The following is a 15,554-nucleotide window of genomic DNA, read 5'->3' as shown; positions in this document are numbered from 1 at the left end:
ACCGCCCGGGGCGCCCGCGCGTCACAGCTCCGCCGGTGCCGCCCCCAGCAGGTCCGTCAGGTCGACCACGGCCGCCATGCGCGCGTACCCCTTGTCGCTGGGGTGCAGATGGTCCCCGGAGTCGTAGTCCCGGCGGAACCGCCGCGGGTCGTACGGGTCCCGCAGCGCCTCGTCGAAGTCGGCGTGGGCGTCGAACACCCGCCCCGCGCGGATCTCCGCGTTGACCCGCTGCCGTACGGCCTCCCGCGCGTCGGTGTAGCCGCGGTGCCCCCGGAAGGGCATCAGCGTCGCCCCGACGGCCTTGATGCCCCGCGCGTGGGCCTGCCGGACCAGTGTCCGCAGGCCGTCGAGGATCTCGGCGGGGTCCTCGTCGACGTCCGCGGGCAGCGGATCGCGCAGGATGTCGTTGACGCCGAGGTCGATGAAGACGACCCGCACCCCGGTCCGCGCCAGCACGTCCCGCTCGAAGCGGTTGAGGCCGCTCGGGTTGTCCGCGGGCCGACCCAGCCCGTCGGCGAGGACGCGGTTGCCGCTGATGCCCTGGTTGACGACGCCGTACCGGGGCACGTCCGCGCCGTCCTCCGCGGCGGCCCGCAGCCGGTCCGCGAGGAGGTCCGGCCAGCGGCGGTTCTCGTTGACGGTGGAGGTCACGCCGTCGGTGAGGGAGTCACCGAACGCGACGACCGTGCCGTCGGACTCCCGGCTCAGCACGTCCAGCGCGGTCAGGTACCGCCACGCCTCCACCCGCTGGGTGTACGGCACCCCGCTCAGGTCGTCGGCGTGGGCGCCCCGCGCGGCGTACGAGATCTGCCGGGCCGTCGGGTGCCAGGTGACCGGTCCCGCGTCGGTCGGCGCGTACGTCGTGACGAGCACGTCGGCGTCGTGCGGCACCCGCAGCCGTACGGCGTCACTGGTCACCTGCTCCCCCGGGGGGACGACGACGGTCGTGGCGCCCGCGAAGGTCAGCCGCCGCATGGTGCCGGGCGCGGCGGCGGGCGTGCCGTCGGCGGCGGCGAGGGCGAGGGTGGCGTGGGTGAGGGTCAGCGGTCGCTGGCCGTAGAGATTGGAGAGCGTGACACGGGCACTCGTGCCTCCGACGCTGGTGTGCACGACGTTGCGCAGGGACAGCCCCGCGAGGCCGGTCGTCTCGGTGCCGGGCTCGGCGGCGGACGGGGAGGTGGACCATGAACCCACCCAGGTGCCGGTGGACGCGGGCGCCGCGGAGTTCTGCGGGCCGGGGCCACCGGCGAGCGTGCGGTGGTCGGTGCCGTCGTCGAAGGACGCTCCGACGTATATGGCTGCGGACAGGGCCACGATCAGCGCGACGATCGCGGCGAGCAAGGCGCTGTGCCTGGTGGGGGCCGCCCCCACACCCCCAGCGCGACGCCTGGTCATGCGGTTCGGGTCTCCTCGGACGGAAGTGACCGCCCCATGATGGGGCATGGAGCGGTCAGAAGTTGAACAAGGCCCCCCATGCCCCCCATGGGGCCACCGGGGTTCCACGGGAACTTCCCTGACCAGTCAGACGCCGGGAACTCTTGATTCGTTCCGGGAGTAGGACAGACAGGGAGAATGTCGGATGGGTGACGCGTGGAGCGGATGGAACGGCGGACGGACGGAATGACGACTGGGACGGGGCCGGGGTCGGGGCCGGGTGGGGCCACCGGGGCGCGTGGCGTGGCCCGGGACGCGGGCGTGCCCGGCTCCGCCGTCCGCGCCATGAACACCTTCAGCGCCGCCGACGAGGAGAAGCGGCGCGGTGTGCGCCGGATGAAGCTCACCGCCACCGGGCTGCTGCTGTTGGTGGCGCTGGTCTACGCCCTCGCGGAGTGGGCCTCCCACGCGGGCGCGGGCCCCTGGGCCGGTTACGTCGCGGCGGCGGCCGAGGCGGGCATGGTCGGCGCGCTCGCCGACTGGTTCGCGGTGACCGCCCTGTTCCGGCACCCCCTGGGCATCCCCATCCCGCACACCGCGATCATCCCCAACAAGAAGGACCAGCTCGGCGTCTCGCTGGGCGAGTTCGTGGGGGAGAACTTCCTCTCCGAGGACGTCGTACGGCAGCGGCTGCGCGCCGTCGGCATCGCCAGCAGACTCGGCGCCTGGCTCGCGGAGCCGGAGCACGCGGACCGGGTGACGGCGGAGCTGGCGACCGCGCTGCGCGGCGCGCTGACCGTGCTGCGGGACACCGACGTGCAGGCGGTGGTCGGTGAGGCCGTCACCCGGCGCGCCGACGCCCGCGAGATCGCGCCCGGGCTGGGCAAGATGCTGGACAAGGTCGTCGCGGACGGCGGCCACAAACGCGTCGTCGACCTGGTCGTCAGCCGGGCGCACGACTGGCTGGTGCTGCACAGCGAGGACGTCATGATGGCCGTGGAGGGCGGGGCGCCCGGCTGGACGCCGAGGTTCGTGGACAAGCGGATCGGGGAGCGCGTCTACAAGGAGCTGCTGCGCTTCGTCACCGAGATGCGCGACATGCCCTCGCACCCGGCGCGCGGCGCCCTGGACCGGTTCCTCACCGACTTCGCCTCCGACCTCCAGTCCGACACGGACACCCGCGCGCGGGTGGAGCGGCTCAAGAGCGACGTGCTCGCGCGGGGCGAGGTCCAGGACCTGATCGCGTCGGCCTGGACCGCCGTCCGCGCCATGATCGTGTCGGCGGCGGAGGACGAGCGCAGTGAGCTACGGCTGCGGGTGCGGGCCTCGCTGCTGTCGCTGGGCGCCCGGATGGCCGCCGAGCCGTCGGTGCAGGGGAAGGTGGACCGCTGGGTGGAGGGCGCGGCGGTGCACGTGGTGACGACGTACCGCCGGGAGATCACCTCCCTGATCACCGACACCGTGGCGAGCTGGGACGCCGGGCACACCACGAAGAAGATCGAGGCGCACATCGGCCGCGACCTGCAGTTCATCCGCATCAACGGCACGGTGGTGGGGTCGCTGGCCGGGTTGCTGATCTACACGGTGGCGCGGGCGCTGGGGGCGTAGACCGTAGGGGGCCGCGGCTCAGGCGCCGGTGGTCGATCCCGGGCGGACGATCATCAGCACCGTCACCGTGGCCCACAGCAGGTTGAACACGCCGGTGAACATCCCGAGCCGCGCGGTCGCCGCCCGTGTCCCGCCGCCGCCCTCGACGAACACCTCCTGCCCCGGCAGCACCAGCACGACGAGGACCACGGCGGCCAGCGTCGTCAGCGCGATGGACGTGATCAGCCAGGGGTCGCCCATGACGCCCATGGCGCTCGCCGTGGCGAACCCGAACACGGGGACGGCCACGCCCACGGCGGCGTACACCCGGCAGATCCGGTGCAGCAGCCGTACGGTCCCGGCGGCCCCGGTGTCGTCGGGGGCGTCCAGGGCGCGGCGGGCGGCGGGCGGGAACATGCTGGCGGCGACGGTCACGGGGCCGACGGCGACGATCGCGGCGATGACGTGCAGGGCGAGGAGGAACTTGGTCACGGGCCGACGGTAGGCGGCGGGCCGATCTTGGACGAGTGGCAGGAGTGCCAGAGGCCGACGGATTCTCGCCAGCGCCCGTACGGCGGACCGGGCACGGCGGCACCGGTCACAGCGGTTGGCGGAGACCCGTCGTACGCCTACGCTCTCGCCATGCACACCGTGGCCGTACTGGCGCTGGACCAGGTCATCCCCTTCGATCTCTCCGCCCCGATCGACACCTTCGGCTGGGCCAGGCTGCCGGACGGCCGGGAGGCGTACCGGGTGAAGGTGTGCGCCGTGCGGGAGGAGGTGAGCGCCGGTCCGTTCGCGCTCCGGGCGCCGTACGGCCTTGAGGCGCTGGCCGAGGCGGACACGATCATCCTGCCCGGCGTCGCGGAGCCGCCCGACCCGCTGCCGCCCGGGGTCGCGGAGGCGCTGCGCGCGGCGGCGGCGAACGGCACGCGCATCGCGTCGGTGTGCGTGGGCGCGTTCCTCCTGGCCGCCACCGGTCTGCTGGACGGGCTGCGCGCCACGACGCACTGGCGCGCGGCGCCCGACCTGGCGGAGCGCTACCCGGAGGTGCTCGTCGACCCGAACGTGCTGTACGTCGACAACGGGCAGTTCCTCACCTCGGCGGGCGCCGCCGCGGCGCTGGACATGTGTCTGCACATGGTCCGCAGGGACTACGGCTCCGCGGTCGCCGCCCACACCGCGCGGATGTCGGTCATGCCGCTGGAACGGGAGGGCGGCCAGGCCCAGTTCATCGTGCGGGACCCGCCCCGCGTGCCCGCCCCGGCGGGCGCCACGCTGGAGCCGCTGCTGCGCTGGCTGGACGAGCACTGCGACCGTGACCTCACGCTGGACGACATCGCCGCCCGCGCGGGCATGAGCACCCGCACCCTGAACCGCCGCTTCCGCGAGCAGACCGGCACGACGCCGTTGCGGTGGCTGCACCGGGCGCGGGTGCGGCGGGCCCAGCACCTGCTGGAGACGACGGCGTACTCGGTGGAGCGCGTCGCCGCGCAGGCCGGGTTCGGGTCACCGACGGCCTTCCGGGAGCGGTTCCGCCGGGTGGTGGGGACGAGCCCGCAGGGCTACCGGAAGGCGTTCCAGTCGGAGCCGCACGGCACGCCTCAGCGAACCTGAGTCGAGGCTTGTCAAGTTTTCCTCTTCCGAGTTATAAATCTGGGTGTAGGGCATCGCACCAGCACACAGCGCCTGGAAGAGAGGAGAAGGGAGTGACTGTGATGCTCATGCGCACCGACCCCTTCCGTGAATTCGACCGCCTCGCGCAGCAGGTCCTCGGCTCCGCCGCCCGGCCCGCCGCGATGGCGATGGACGCCTACCGTTCCGGGGACGACTTCATCGTCCACTTCGACCTGCCCGGCATCGACCCCGAGTCGATCGAGCTGGACGTCGAACGCAACGTCCTCAACGTCCGCGCCGAGCGCCGCAACCCCGCCCCCGAGGGCGCGGAGATGATCGCCGCCGAGCGCCCCACGGGCACCTTCACCCGGCAGTTGTTCCTCGGCGACACGCTTGACACGGAGCGCATCGACGCCTCGTACGACGTCGGCGTGCTGACCCTGCGCATCCCCGTCGCGGAGGCGGCCAAGCCCCGCCGCATCCAGATCACCGGCGGCGGCAGCGGACGCAGGCAGTTGAGCGGCTGAGCGACTGAGGCACCCCCAGCCCCCCAGCCCTCAGCCCCCAGCCGCGCGCCCCGCGGACCCGGCACCACCCACCGCGGGGCGCGCCAGTCTTCCGGTATTTCGGTCAGGAGGAGAGCCACCGATGTCCACGATGACGATGCCGACCCCGCGTACGCCCGCGCCCGTGGGCGCCCCTCCTGGCTGGGCGGCGCTGATCGACGCCGTGCGGGACGCTGGCCAGTACCCGACGAGAGCGGAGGCCGAGCGCGTCACGCGGATCGTGCTGTCCGCCCTCGGCGGCCACGTCACCGGCGAGGAACGCGTCGACCTGGCGCGGGCGCTGCCCCGGGAGGCGGCCCGGCTGATCGCCGACCAGATCCCGGCGACCCGGCCCCTGACCGCCGTGGAGTTCGTCGACTCCGTCGCCGCCCGCATCGAGGGCGCCACCGCCGCCACCGCCCGCTGGGACGTCAGCTCGGTCCTGAGCGCCCTCCCGACGCTGGTCGGCGACGACCTCGTACGCCGTGTCCTGGCCCAACTGCCCCCGGGCTACGCCCTGCTGTTCGGCATGGCGGAACTGACCCCGACGGCGGGATAGGCCCCGACGGCGGGATAGGACAGATAGGACAGTCACCCGCGAGCGCGGGCCTCCTTCCGGGCCCGCAGCTCGGTCCGGTACCCGGCCGCCACGGCGCTCCCGCCGCCCATGAGCCCCAGCACCGCGACGGCCGGGTTCACGTACGAGGGCACCTCACCGCTGTCGTAACCGCCCCCGTCGGTGGTCTCACACGTGAACCGCAGCGGCAGCCAGCTCACCGAGTAGTCGATGACGTGGAACGCCCGGTCCGACGGCCCGATCGGACCGTCACCCTCCCGGCACGGCCGGATCGGCGAGGAGCTGGCACCCCCGTCCTCCGCGTCCAGCACGGCCCCGCCCACGTACAGCAGCCCCCACAGATACACGAGAACGGCCCCCGCCCCCGCCCCCACGGCGACCCTCTTCAACGCCCGACCACTCCCCGCCCCGCCCTCCCCACCGCCCGGCGAACCCCCCTCCATCACGACGACGGGCGCGGGCCGCCGCCCCACCACCACCGCGGTCACGACGATCCCTACGACGAGAATGCCCAGCGCCACCAGGACCACGACGCTCACGCCACCCCGTGGCAGTCGCCGTAGGCCCGCCCCGACGTGCACCAGCACGCCGCCCCCCGTTGTGGTGGCCACTCCACCGCCCGGCCGCGGGCCGCGAGGGTGGTGGCGTACTGGGGGAGGAGGGTGGTGTCGGTGGGGGAGGTGCCCTCGGAGGCGGCGAAGGCCTCGTAGGAGGGGACCGTGCCGGTGACCGTGCCGAGGTTGGCGGTGCCGGAGGCGGCCAGTTCGCGCAGGGACGCCTCTATCGTCGCCAGGTGCTCCTCGTGCGAGGGGTACTCCGCGGACAGCGACGGGTACGCCGTCAGCAGTTCCGCCAGTTCGTCGGCGGGCCAGTGCAGGATCGCCACCGGGAACGGCCGGGACAGGGCCTCGCGGTAGGCGCCCAGCTCGGCGCGGAGGCGGGAGATCTCGGCCTCCAGTTCGGCCGGGTTGTCCGAGCCCAGGGACCAGACGCGCTTGGGGTCGTGGAGTTCGTCCAGGGACACCGGCATCGAGTGCAGGGTGTCCGCGAGGAGGTCCCAGTCGTCGTGCGGCAGGCCCAACATGCGGCGCACCCGGTGGCGGCCGATGAGCAGGGGGCGGGTGGTGTGCGGGGGTTCCGGGGTGTCCGCCAGGAGGAGCGTGGCGCCCTGCGTGAAGGTCGCCTCCGCCGCCTCCAACTCGTCGTGGGACTCCAGGGCCTCGGCCGCGATGACGTACGGGCCCGGGTCCTGGGGGGCGGTGGCGCGGATGCCGTCGATGATGGCCCGGGCCTCGGCCTCGTGGCCGTACTCCCACAGGTTGGACGCCTTCAGGGCGCGCACCAGGTGCGGGTTCTCCAGGGTGTCGGACGCGGACAGCAGGCGGTCGTAGAGGGTGGCCGCGGCGGGGCGCGCGCCAGCGAGTTCCAGGTGGGCCGCGGCCCGCAGCAGCAGGGCCTCGGCGTCCTCGGGGTACAGGGCGGCGGTTCGCTCCAGGCGGGCCGCTTCGGCGTGGTGGTCGACGTTCTCGGCGGGCGTGTCGGGGCGCATGGGGGACACCGTACTGCCGATCAGTGACAAAGGTGAGGTATGCGCAGGCCAGGGCCCGGCTCCGCCTCCGCCGTCGTCGGCCGCGCAGGGCGGTCCAGTACGTGAACCGGGTCTTGCCGAGTGGACGTTCTGCTTGGAGGATCGACCAGTCCTCCGATGGCTGCGGGGTCATGGGCCGCACTCCCGGCCGCCGTGACGTCGGCGGGCTGCCCGCGATCCAGGGGAGGCCATGACCATGAAGCTGCTGCGAGTCGGTACGGCGGGACAGGAGCGGCCCGCGCTGCTCGACGCTGGCGGGGTGCTGCGGGACCTGTCGGGACTCGTGCCGGACGTCGACGGGGCGCTGCTCGCCGACGAGGGCGCGCTCGGACGGGTCCGGGCCGCCGCCGAGGGCGGGGAACTGCCCGCCCTGGACCAGGCCGGGCTGCGGATCGGACCGCCGGTCGCGCGGATCGGCAAGGTCGTGTGCATCGGGCTGAACTACCACGACCACGCCCGGGAGACCGGCGCCCAGCCGCCCGCCGAGCCCGTCGTCTTCTTCAAGGCCGCCGACACGGTCGTGGGCCCGAACGACACCGTGCTCGTGCCGCGCGGGTCGACGCGGACGGACTGGGAGGTCGAGCTGGCCGTCGTCATCGGGCGGACCGCGCGGTACCTGGAGTCGGCGGCGGACGGCCTCGCGCACGTCGCCGGGTACGCCGTCGCGCACGACGTGTCCGAGCGGGAGTTCCAGATGGACCGCGGCGGGACCTGGGACAAGGGCAAGAACTGCGAGACGTTCAACCCGCTCGGACCCTGGCTGGTCACCGCCGACGAGGTGCCCGACCCGCAGGCGCTGTCGCTGCGGCTGTGGGTGAACGGGGAGCTGAAGCAGGACGGGACGACCGCCGAGCAGATCTTCCCGGTGGGGGAGGTCGTGCGGTACGTCAGCCAGTTCATGGCGCTGTACCCCGGGGACGTCATCAACACCGGGACGCCCGCCGGGGTCGCCTTCGGGCAGCCCGAGCCCAAGCCGTACCTCAGGGCCGGGGACGTCGTGGAGCTGGAGATCGACGGGCTCGGGCGGCAGCGGCAGGAACTCGGGCAGGCGTAGGGCGAGGGCGGGCGCGGCTCAGCCGAGGATCTCCGCCAGGCGCTTCCAGCCCTGCCGCGGCAGGGCGTCCTTCGGGCCGCCGTCCAGCAGTTGGAGCGCCACGTGGTCGGCGCCCGCCGCGTGGAAGGCGTCGATCCGGTCGCGGACGCGGGACTCGTCGCCCCAGGCGAAGACGGCGTCGACCAGGCGGTCGCTGCCGCCGTCCGCCAGGTCGGCGTCGGTGAAGCCCAGGCGGCGGAAGTTGTTGGTGTAGTTGGGCAGGGCCAGGTACATCGCGAGGGTCTCGCGGGCCAGTGCGCGGGCCCGGCTCGGGTCCGGCTCCAGGACCACCTTCAGTTCGGGGGCCAGCAGCGCGCTCTCGCCGAGGATCTCGCGGGCCTGCGCGGTGTGCTCCGGTGTCACCAGGTACGGCACCGCGCCCGCCGCCCGGTCCGCGGCCAGCGTCAGCGTCCTCGGGCCCAGCGCCGCCAGCACCCGGCGCCCGGCGGGTACCCCGGCCGCGTCCAGGGCGTCGAGGTAGGCGACGAGGGCGGTGTACGGGCGCCGGTACTGGTCGGCCAGTTTGGCGTGGCTCACCCCGAGGCCCAGCACGAACCGGCCGGGGTGGGCCGACTCCAGCTCCGCGAAACCGGCCGCGCTGTCGGCGGCCTCGTACTGCCAGATGCTCTGGATGCTGGTGCCGACCACGACCCGGGAGGTCGCCGCGAGCAGGGGGGCGGCGTGGCGCGGGGCGGGGCTGCTGCCGAGCCACAGGGCGCCGTAGCCGAGCTGCTCCAACTCGGCCGCGGCGTCGGCCCGTTCGTCGCGCCGGTCCGGGTCCTCCGAGCGCAGGCCGGGGCTCCAGATGCCGTACCGGCCGAGGCGTTCCTTCAGTGCGGCGGTCATGTGATCCGATCCCTCCGGTGGGCGTGACGGCTGTGCAGTCGTGCCAACCAGAGGGACGCGGGCGGTCATTCCCCTCCGGCGGGGATCAGATCTCGTCCTTCAGGAACTCCTCCAGCGCCTCCACCACCATGCGGTGGTCCTGGAGCTGCGGCAGCCCGGACACCGTCACCGTGCCGACCACGCCCACGTCCGCGACGGTCACCGGGAAGGAGCCGCCGTGTGCCGCGTACGTGTCGGGGTCGAGGCGCGAGGACTCCTCGAACGTCGTGCCCTTGGCCCGGAACCGGGCGCCCACCAGGTACGACGCCGAGCCGTACCGCTCCACCACCCGGCGCTTGCGGTCGATCCACGCGTCGTTGTCGGGGGTCGAGCCGGGCAGCGCGGCGTGGAAGACCTGCTGGCCGCCGCGCCGGATGTCGACGGCGACCGGCGCCTGCCGCTCCCGGGCCAGCCGCACCAGCAGCAGGCCCAGCGCCCAGGCGTCGTCATGGGTGAACCGGCGGAACACCAGACGGCGTTCCTGCGCCTCCAACTCCTCGATGGACGGCGTCAGTTCCGGGGCCATCTTGGGGGTACCGGCCGGGGCCGGGTGTGGCTTGTGGGTCGTCACAGGGTCACCGTCACCTTCTCGCGCGCCGAACGGCGGGCGGCTTCCAGTACGTCGAGGGCGGCGGCGGCCTCCAGCGCGGTCACCGGGGCGGCGGTGCCCTCCCGGAGCGACCGGGCCACCGCCGCGTAGTAGGCGGGGTAGTCGCCGCGCAGGGTCGGCACGGGACGGCCGCCGCCGGTCAGCGGGGACTCGCCGGAGCCGGTACGACCCCACAGCGACTCCGGCTCCACGCCGAACCCGGCGTCCGTGCCGGGGCGCTTGCCGTCGCGCAGGGCGGCCTCCTGCGGGTCGAGGCCGTACTTCACGTAGCCCGCCTTGGAGCCCAGCACCCGGAACCGGGGGCCGAGCTGCGCGGTCGTCGCGGAGACGTACAGGTGGGAGCGGACGCCGCTGGCGTGCGTCAGCGCGATGAAGGTGTCGTCGTCGGTCTGCGCGCCGGGGCGGCGCACGTCGGTCTCCGCGTACACCTCGGTGGCGGGGCCGAAGAGGACCAGCGCCTGGTCGACGACGTGGCTGCCGAGGTCGTAGAGCAGACCTCCGATCTCCGCCGGGTCGCCGGACTCCCGCCAGCCGCCCTTGGGCTGCGGGCGCCACCGCTCGAAGCGGGACTCGAAGCGCCATACGTCGCCCAGCTCGCCGTCCGCCAGCAGCGAGCGCAGGGTGAGGAAGTCGTTGTCCCAGCGGCGGTTCTGGAAGACGGAGAGCAGCAGCCCGCGCTCGTCGGCCAGCGCCGCCAGCTCCCGCGCCTCGGCCGCCGTGCCAGCGACCGGCTTGTCCACGACGACCGGCAGCCCGGCCTTGAGGGCGGCGGTGGCGAGCGGGACGTGCGTCTTGTTCGGGGAGGCGACGACGACCAGGTCCAGTGCGTCGGCGCGGTCGAACAGGTCGTCGGCGGTGGCGGTGAGCCGGACGTCCGGGAACTCGGCGCGGGCCTGCCGCTGCCGGTCGGGGTTGGCGGTGACCACCGTGTCCAGGACCAGTCCGTCGGTGGCGGCGATCAGCGGGGCGTGGAAGACGGAGCCCGCGAGGCCGTAGCCGACCAGGCCGACACGCAGGGGGGTGCCGGGAGGAGTGCCAGTCATGCCACCCACTTTCGCAACGCTGTTGCCAAAGTGCAAGCGGCGGGGACAATGGGTCGCGTGAAGAGGGCGAACGCCGGGGCAGCGGCGACCGGAACCAGCGGCGCGGGCGCCCACCCGCCCGCGCGGCGCGGCCACAACGCCGCGCGCGTGCTCGACCTGCTGCGCACCGCCGGGTCCGAGGGCATCAGCCGCCTGGAACTCGCCGAGCGGACCGGGCTCACCCCGCAGGCCGTCAGCAAGATCACCGCCCGGCTGCGGGCCGACGGCCTCGCCGCGGAGGCCGGGCGCCGCGCCTCCACGGGCGGCAAGCCGCGCACCGTGCTGCGGCTGGTGCCCGACGCCGGGCACGCGATCGGGGTGCACCTGGACCGGGACGAGCTGCGAGCCGTCCTGGTCGACCTCACCGGCGCCGTCCGGGCGGAGCGACGGGTACCGCTCGACCTCGGCGCGGGGGCGGAGGCCGTGGTGGCGGCGGTGGTACGGGAGGTCGACGCCTTGCGCGGGCCGGGGGCGGGGTGGCCGGGGGCTGGGCAGTTGGGTGACGGGCGGCCGGGCGTCGGGTCGCCGGGGGGCGGGCCGTCAGACGCCGGGCTGCCAAGGGGGCGGCGGCCGGGCGTGGGGCCGTCAGGCGCCGGGCCGTCAGGCGTCGGGTCGCGGGGTGTCGGGCCGTCAGGGGTTGGGTTGTTGGGGGTCGGGGTCGCGCTGCCCGGGCCGCTTGACCATGCCCGGGGGGTGCTGCACCGCGTCACCGGCTTCCCCGAGTGGGACGGCTTCCCGTTGCGCGACACCCTCGTACGGCACCTCGACGGCCTGCCCGTCGTCGTCGACAAGGACACCAACGCCGCCGCCCTGGGCCTCGCCGTGGCCGCCCCCGGGGACGGCCACCAGGCCCAGTCCTTCGCCTACCTGCACTTCGGGGCCGGACTCGGCGGCGGGCTGGTCATCGGCGGTGCCGTGCACCGGGGGGCACGGACCGGGGCGGGGGAGTTCGGGCACCAGGTCGTCCAGCTCGACGGGCCGCCCTGCGGCTGCGGCAACCGGGGATGCGTGGAGGCGCTCTGCCTCGCGGCCGTGGCGCGCGGCGACATCGAGGAGGCGGCGCGGGTGCTCGGCACCGGCACCGGCAACCTCGTCGCCCTGCTCGACATCGACCTGATCCTGCTCGGCGGGCGGATCGTCGCCACCGCACCCGACCGGTTCGTCGGCGGGGTCGCCGCCGCCCTCACCGACCGCGCCCGGCGCACCGGCGGGACGGCGGTACCGGTGCGGCTCGTCCCCGGCGGGGGGCGCGAGGTCGCGGAAGGGGCGGCGCAACTGCTGCTGGCGCCGCTGTTCGGGCGGGGGGACGGCGGCGGCTGAGCCGCGTCCACTGATCGGGCGGACCGGGTGGGGCAGTTGGAGGGGCTCCGGTGGCCCGCGCCCCGGGCGGGGGCGGTGATGGTTACATGCGCCGAAGCAAGCCCCCCGCCGCCCTGCTCGCCCCCCTCACGACCCTGGCCGTCCTCCCCCTCGCCATAGCCGCGCCCACCCCCGCGCACGCCGCCCCGCACGCCCCCACCTGCGCCCCCGCCCCCGGCAGCCGGGACTTCCCGGTCACCGCCCGCGTCCACGGCGGCCCCGACGCCTACCAGGCCGGTGGCGGGTACGGCACCTGGTCGATCGACCTGACCAACACCACCGCCCGCCCCTGCACCGGCGTCCACCCCGTCGTCGTACTCGTCGACGAGCGGCGGCGGTTGCGGGCGGGCCAGCCCCAGCTCGAGTTCTACGCGGGCGACCGGCCGCACCCGGTCACCTTCGAGGCGACCGACCAGGACGAGCTGGTCGGCGCCTTCGACGACGGCTTCCCGGGGTTCACGCTGGCGCCCGGCCGTACCCTCACCGTGCGGGTGCGGCTGGCCATCACCTCCGACGCCGTGGCGAACGAGGTCACCGCCAACGCCGCCGTGGTCCACCGGCGTGGCGACGACGGCGACTGGGTCGGCCAGTCCAACGACTACCGCTTCACCATCCGCGCCGACCCGACGGTCCCCGCCCCCGACGACCCGGACCCCGACCCCGGCACCGGTACCGCCACCCCCGACCCCTCCGCCACGCCCCGCCAGGACCGCCTCCCCACGGCCGAGGAAGCCGGGGAAGCCGAGGCCGCCCCCGGGCACCTCGCCGCCACCGGCCGCCCCCCGGCCCTCCCCACCGCCGCCCTCGCCACCGCCCTCACCCTCACCGGCACCGCCCTCCGCCTGCTCACCCGCGGGCGCCGCTGAGCCCGCCGCCACCCTGTCCGCGACGACCCTCGCGTGGACTACCCGAACGACCAGGCACCCGCGCCCCCGTCCGGGCCCGGCGGTCTGGTTCCCGCAAGATCGGGCGTTGCTTAGGCTGGGCGCACAGAGCACCACGTACAGGCGTACGGCAGGAGACACCGCACATGGCAGACCGCAGACCCATCGAGTCATGGCTCACCGACATGGACGGTGTGCTGATCCACGAGGGCGTACCCATCCCCGGCGCCGACGCCTTCCTCAAGAAGCTGCGGGACTCGGAGAGGCCGTTCCTCGTCCTCACCAACAACTCCATGTACACCCCGCGCGACCTGCACGCCCGGCTGCGCCGCATGGGCCTGGACGTGCCGATCGAGAACATCTGGACGTCCGCGCTGGCCACCGCCAAGTTCCTGGACGACCAGCGGCCCGGCGGCTCGGCGTACGTCATCGGTGAGGCGGGCCTGACGACGGCCCTGCACGACATCGGCTACATCCTCACCGACCACGAGCCCGACTACGTCGTCCTCGGCGAGACCCGCACCTACTCCTTCGAGGCGATGACGAAGGCCGTACGCCTGATCAACGGCGGCGCCCGGTTCATCTGCACCAACCCGGACGAGACCGGCCCCTCCACCGAGGGCCCGCTCCCGGCGACCGGCGCGGTGGCCGCGCTGATCACCAAGGCCACCGGCCGCAAGCCGTACTTCGCGGGCAAGCCGAACCCGCTGATGATGCGCACCGGACTCAACGCCATCGGCGCCCACTCCGAGACCAGCGCGATGATCGGTGACCGGATGGACACCGACGTCCTGGCCGGGATAGAGGCCGGGATGCAGACGTTCCTGGTGCTCACCGGGCTCACCCGGCCGGAACAGGTGGAGGACTTCCCCTACCGCCCGTCGAAGATCGTCGACTCGATCGCGGACCTGGTGGAGCGCGTCTGACCGCCAGGTAGCACGGGGATTTAAACCGCCTGTCGGGGCAAACTCACCCGTACGGAGCATTTCCGCCCCCGCTGAGGATGCGGGGGCGGTCCGTGCGGGGGAGTCTCCAGGTGTCTGGAGGTTCACGATGAGTGCCCTGCGACTCACACTCTGTACCGGCGCCCTGGTGGCCGTCGCGCTCACCCCCGCGGCGTACGCGGCGGACGGCGGCGTCACGGTCAGCCCCGCGGCACCGGCGCCCGGCGGTGACATCGCGCTGCGGGTGACCGGCTGCCCCGGCCGGACGGCCGTCGCGGCCTCGGCGGCGTTCGTCGCCGACGCCCGGCTGACCGGCACGGACGGCACCCTGACCGGCGAGACCCGGATCCGCACCGCGCTCGACGTCGGCGTCTACGGCGTCAGGGTCCGCTGCGGCGGCACCGACCGCGAGGCCCGCCTCACCGTCGGCGCGGGCGGCGCGGCGGCACCGACCGGCCACGCCTCGCCGGTCGCCCCGGTCCGCGCGGGCGGCGGCGGCACCGCCCACCTCGCCACCGCCGAACGCTCCGCCGGTCCCGGCACCGCCCACACGGTCACCGGGCTGGTCCTCGCGGGCGTCGCCGCCGTGGCCGTGGCGCTGCGGAGCGTCCGCCGGAGCCGTGGGACGGACTGAACCATGTCCCGACTCCACCCCCGGGGCGGACGCGTCGTCACCGGCGTGGTCTGGGCCCTGCTGCTGCTCGGCCTGTGGCTGTGGGGCCGCGACGTCACCGACGTACGGCACGGCATATCCGCGCCGACCACCGGCGACATGGCGGCGGCCGGACGCCCCCCGACCGCGCCGCTGCCGCCCGCCGCCGAACCCCTGACGGCGGCGCTGCCCCAACGCCTGGACATCCCCTACCTGAACGTGAGCGCCCCCGTCGTGGCCCGCGGCCTCGACCAGCGGGGCGCGATCGACCCGCCGCCCTACGACCAGCCCGGCACCGTCGGCTGGTACGCGGCGGGCGTGCGGCCCGGCGCCGCCGGTACCGCGCTGATGGTGGGACACGTCGACACCGAGACCCGCCCGGCCGTCTTCTACAAGCTGAGCGCCCTGGAGCCCGGCGAGCGCGTCCGCGTCGTCCGCGACGACGGCAAGGTGGCCGAGTTCACCATCGAGGACGTCCAGGTCCTCCCCCGCGACCGCTTCGACGCCCGGCAGGCGTACGGGCCCAGGGAGACCGGCCGCGCCGAACTCCGGCTCGTCACCTGCGGCGGCACCTTCGACCGGGCGAGCCGCAGCTACACGGCGAACGTGGTCGTGTCGGCGTACCTGACGGGCACGGGCCTGTGACGACTCCCTGGCAGGGCGAAGACCCGGCCCGGTCGACGACCTGGCTCCCCCGGAGGCCGCCGACCGGGCTGGTCCTCGACCGCGCGCGCACGGGCTGCGGGAGTAACCCGGC

17 protein-coding genes are annotated in these 15,554 nt (G+C 74.5%); 10 read left to right on the top strand and 7 right to left on the bottom strand.

The features are described 5' to 3' along the window. Positions 1 to 21: 21 nt before the first annotated feature. Complete coding sequence (locus ACFQZ6_RS13620; RefSeq protein WP_381608064.1) at positions 22 to 1,395, bottom strand: SGNH/GDSL hydrolase family protein; 1,374 nt, start codon at positions 1,393 to 1,395, stop codon at positions 22 to 24. Positions 1,396 to 1,620: 225 nt separating this feature from the next. Between ACFQZ6_RS13620 and ACFQZ6_RS13615 the strand changes: the two genes are divergently transcribed. Beyond that, positions 1,621 to 2,982, top strand: a complete 1,362-nt coding sequence (locus ACFQZ6_RS13615) for a DUF445 domain-containing protein (protein WP_381608062.1) — start codon at positions 1,621 to 1,623, stop codon at positions 2,980 to 2,982. Positions 2,983 to 3,000: 18 nt separating this feature from the next. Here ACFQZ6_RS13615 and ACFQZ6_RS13610 read toward each other — a convergent pair whose 3' ends face one another. Then, the gene (locus tag ACFQZ6_RS13610) at positions 3,001 to 3,453 is read right to left on the bottom strand and encodes a hypothetical protein (protein ID WP_381608060.1); all 453 of its coding nucleotides are present in this window, start codon (positions 3,451 to 3,453) and stop codon (positions 3,001 to 3,003) included. 150 nt (positions 3,454 to 3,603) lie between these two features. On the opposite strand from ACFQZ6_RS13610, the gene ACFQZ6_RS13605 reads away from it, so the two are divergent. The 3 genes from ACFQZ6_RS13605 (at position 3,604) to ACFQZ6_RS13595 (ending at position 5,682) form a co-directional block, all read left to right on the top strand. Then, positions 3,604 to 4,578 (top strand): GlxA family transcriptional regulator, encoded by a 975-nt coding sequence (locus ACFQZ6_RS13605; protein WP_381608058.1) that lies wholly within the window; start codon positions 3,604 to 3,606, stop codon positions 4,576 to 4,578. 101 nt (positions 4,579 to 4,679) lie between these two features. Then, positions 4,680 to 5,105 (top strand): Hsp20/alpha crystallin family protein, encoded by a 426-nt coding sequence (locus ACFQZ6_RS13600; protein WP_381618294.1) that lies wholly within the window; start codon positions 4,680 to 4,682, stop codon positions 5,103 to 5,105. Between the two features lie 130 nt (positions 5,106 to 5,235). Next, positions 5,236 to 5,682, top strand: coding sequence for a DUF2267 domain-containing protein (locus tag ACFQZ6_RS13595; RefSeq protein WP_381618292.1), 447 nt, complete (start codon positions 5,236 to 5,238; stop codon positions 5,680 to 5,682). 32 nt (positions 5,683 to 5,714) lie between these two features. Here the strand turns inward: ACFQZ6_RS13595 and ACFQZ6_RS13590 are convergent, their stop codons facing one another. Continuing rightward, on the bottom strand, positions 5,715 to 6,239 hold the full coding sequence (locus ACFQZ6_RS13590) for a hypothetical protein (RefSeq protein WP_381608056.1): 525 nt from the start codon (positions 6,237 to 6,239) through the stop codon (positions 5,715 to 5,717). Continuing rightward, complete coding sequence (locus ACFQZ6_RS13585) at positions 6,236 to 7,249, bottom strand: SEC-C domain-containing protein (protein ID WP_381608054.1); 1,014 nt, start codon at positions 7,247 to 7,249, stop codon at positions 6,236 to 6,238. The genes ACFQZ6_RS13590 and ACFQZ6_RS13585 overlap by 4 nt, the downstream gene beginning before the upstream one ends. A 235-nt stretch (positions 7,250 to 7,484) precedes the next feature. Here ACFQZ6_RS13585 and ACFQZ6_RS13580 point away from each other — a divergent pair, with 235 nt between their 5' ends. Then, positions 7,485 to 8,342 (top strand): fumarylacetoacetate hydrolase family protein, encoded by an 858-nt coding sequence (locus tag ACFQZ6_RS13580; protein ID WP_381608051.1) that lies wholly within the window; start codon positions 7,485 to 7,487, stop codon positions 8,340 to 8,342. Positions 8,343 to 8,360: 18 nt separating this feature from the next. Here ACFQZ6_RS13580 and ACFQZ6_RS13575 read toward each other — a convergent pair whose 3' ends face one another. The 3 genes from ACFQZ6_RS13575 to ACFQZ6_RS13565 all read right to left on the bottom strand — a co-directional run bounded on the left by ACFQZ6_RS13575 (position 8,361) and on the right by ACFQZ6_RS13565 (position 10,919). After that, entirely contained in the window at positions 8,361 to 9,227 is an 867-nt protein-coding gene (locus ACFQZ6_RS13575) for an LLM class F420-dependent oxidoreductase (protein ID WP_381608049.1), read from the bottom strand. Between the two features lie 85 nt (positions 9,228 to 9,312). Beyond that, positions 9,313 to 9,792: a heme-degrading domain-containing protein gene (locus tag ACFQZ6_RS13570; protein WP_381618289.1), complete on the bottom strand. Its 480-nt coding sequence runs from the start codon at positions 9,790 to 9,792 to the stop codon at positions 9,313 to 9,315. A 41-nt stretch (positions 9,793 to 9,833) separates the two neighbouring features. Beyond that, positions 9,834 to 10,919 (bottom strand): Gfo/Idh/MocA family protein, encoded by a 1,086-nt coding sequence (locus ACFQZ6_RS13565; RefSeq protein ID WP_381608047.1) that lies wholly within the window; start codon positions 10,917 to 10,919, stop codon positions 9,834 to 9,836. A gap of 48 nt (positions 10,920 to 10,967) precedes the next feature. Here ACFQZ6_RS13565 and ACFQZ6_RS13560 point away from each other — a divergent pair, with 48 nt between their 5' ends. The 5 genes from ACFQZ6_RS13560 to ACFQZ6_RS13540 all read left to right on the top strand — a co-directional run bounded on the left by ACFQZ6_RS13560 (position 10,968) and on the right by ACFQZ6_RS13540 (position 15,442). Further along, positions 10,968 to 12,278: an ROK family transcriptional regulator gene (locus tag ACFQZ6_RS13560; protein WP_381608045.1), complete on the top strand. Its 1,311-nt coding sequence runs from the start codon at positions 10,968 to 10,970 to the stop codon at positions 12,276 to 12,278. Positions 12,279 to 12,364: 86 nt separating this feature from the next. Continuing rightward, positions 12,365 to 13,183: a hypothetical protein gene (locus tag ACFQZ6_RS13555; protein ID WP_381608043.1), complete on the top strand. Its 819-nt coding sequence runs from the start codon at positions 12,365 to 12,367 to the stop codon at positions 13,181 to 13,183. Positions 13,184 to 13,347: 164 nt separating this feature from the next. Continuing rightward, entirely contained in the window at positions 13,348 to 14,127 is a 780-nt protein-coding gene (locus tag ACFQZ6_RS13550) for an HAD-IIA family hydrolase (protein ID WP_381608041.1), read from the top strand. A gap of 127 nt (positions 14,128 to 14,254) precedes the next feature. Further along, on the top strand, positions 14,255 to 14,779 hold the full coding sequence (locus tag ACFQZ6_RS13545; RefSeq protein ID WP_381608039.1) for a hypothetical protein: 525 nt from the start codon (positions 14,255 to 14,257) through the stop codon (positions 14,777 to 14,779). Between the two features lie 3 nt (positions 14,780 to 14,782). Then, a complete protein-coding gene (locus ACFQZ6_RS13540) occupies positions 14,783 to 15,442 on the top strand; it encodes a class F sortase (protein ID WP_381608038.1) in 660 nt (219 codons plus the stop codon). Positions 15,443 to 15,554: the final 112 nt, after the last annotated feature.

The sequence above is a fragment of the Streptomyces flavalbus genome, from assembly GCF_042674625.1.
In the GTDB taxonomy this organism is placed as follows: Bacteria; Actinomycetota; Actinomycetes; order Streptomycetales; family Streptomycetaceae; genus Streptomyces; species Streptomyces flavalbus.
Note: the sequence above shows the minus strand (reverse complement) of the source record. Positions and strands in the feature narration are given on the sequence as shown.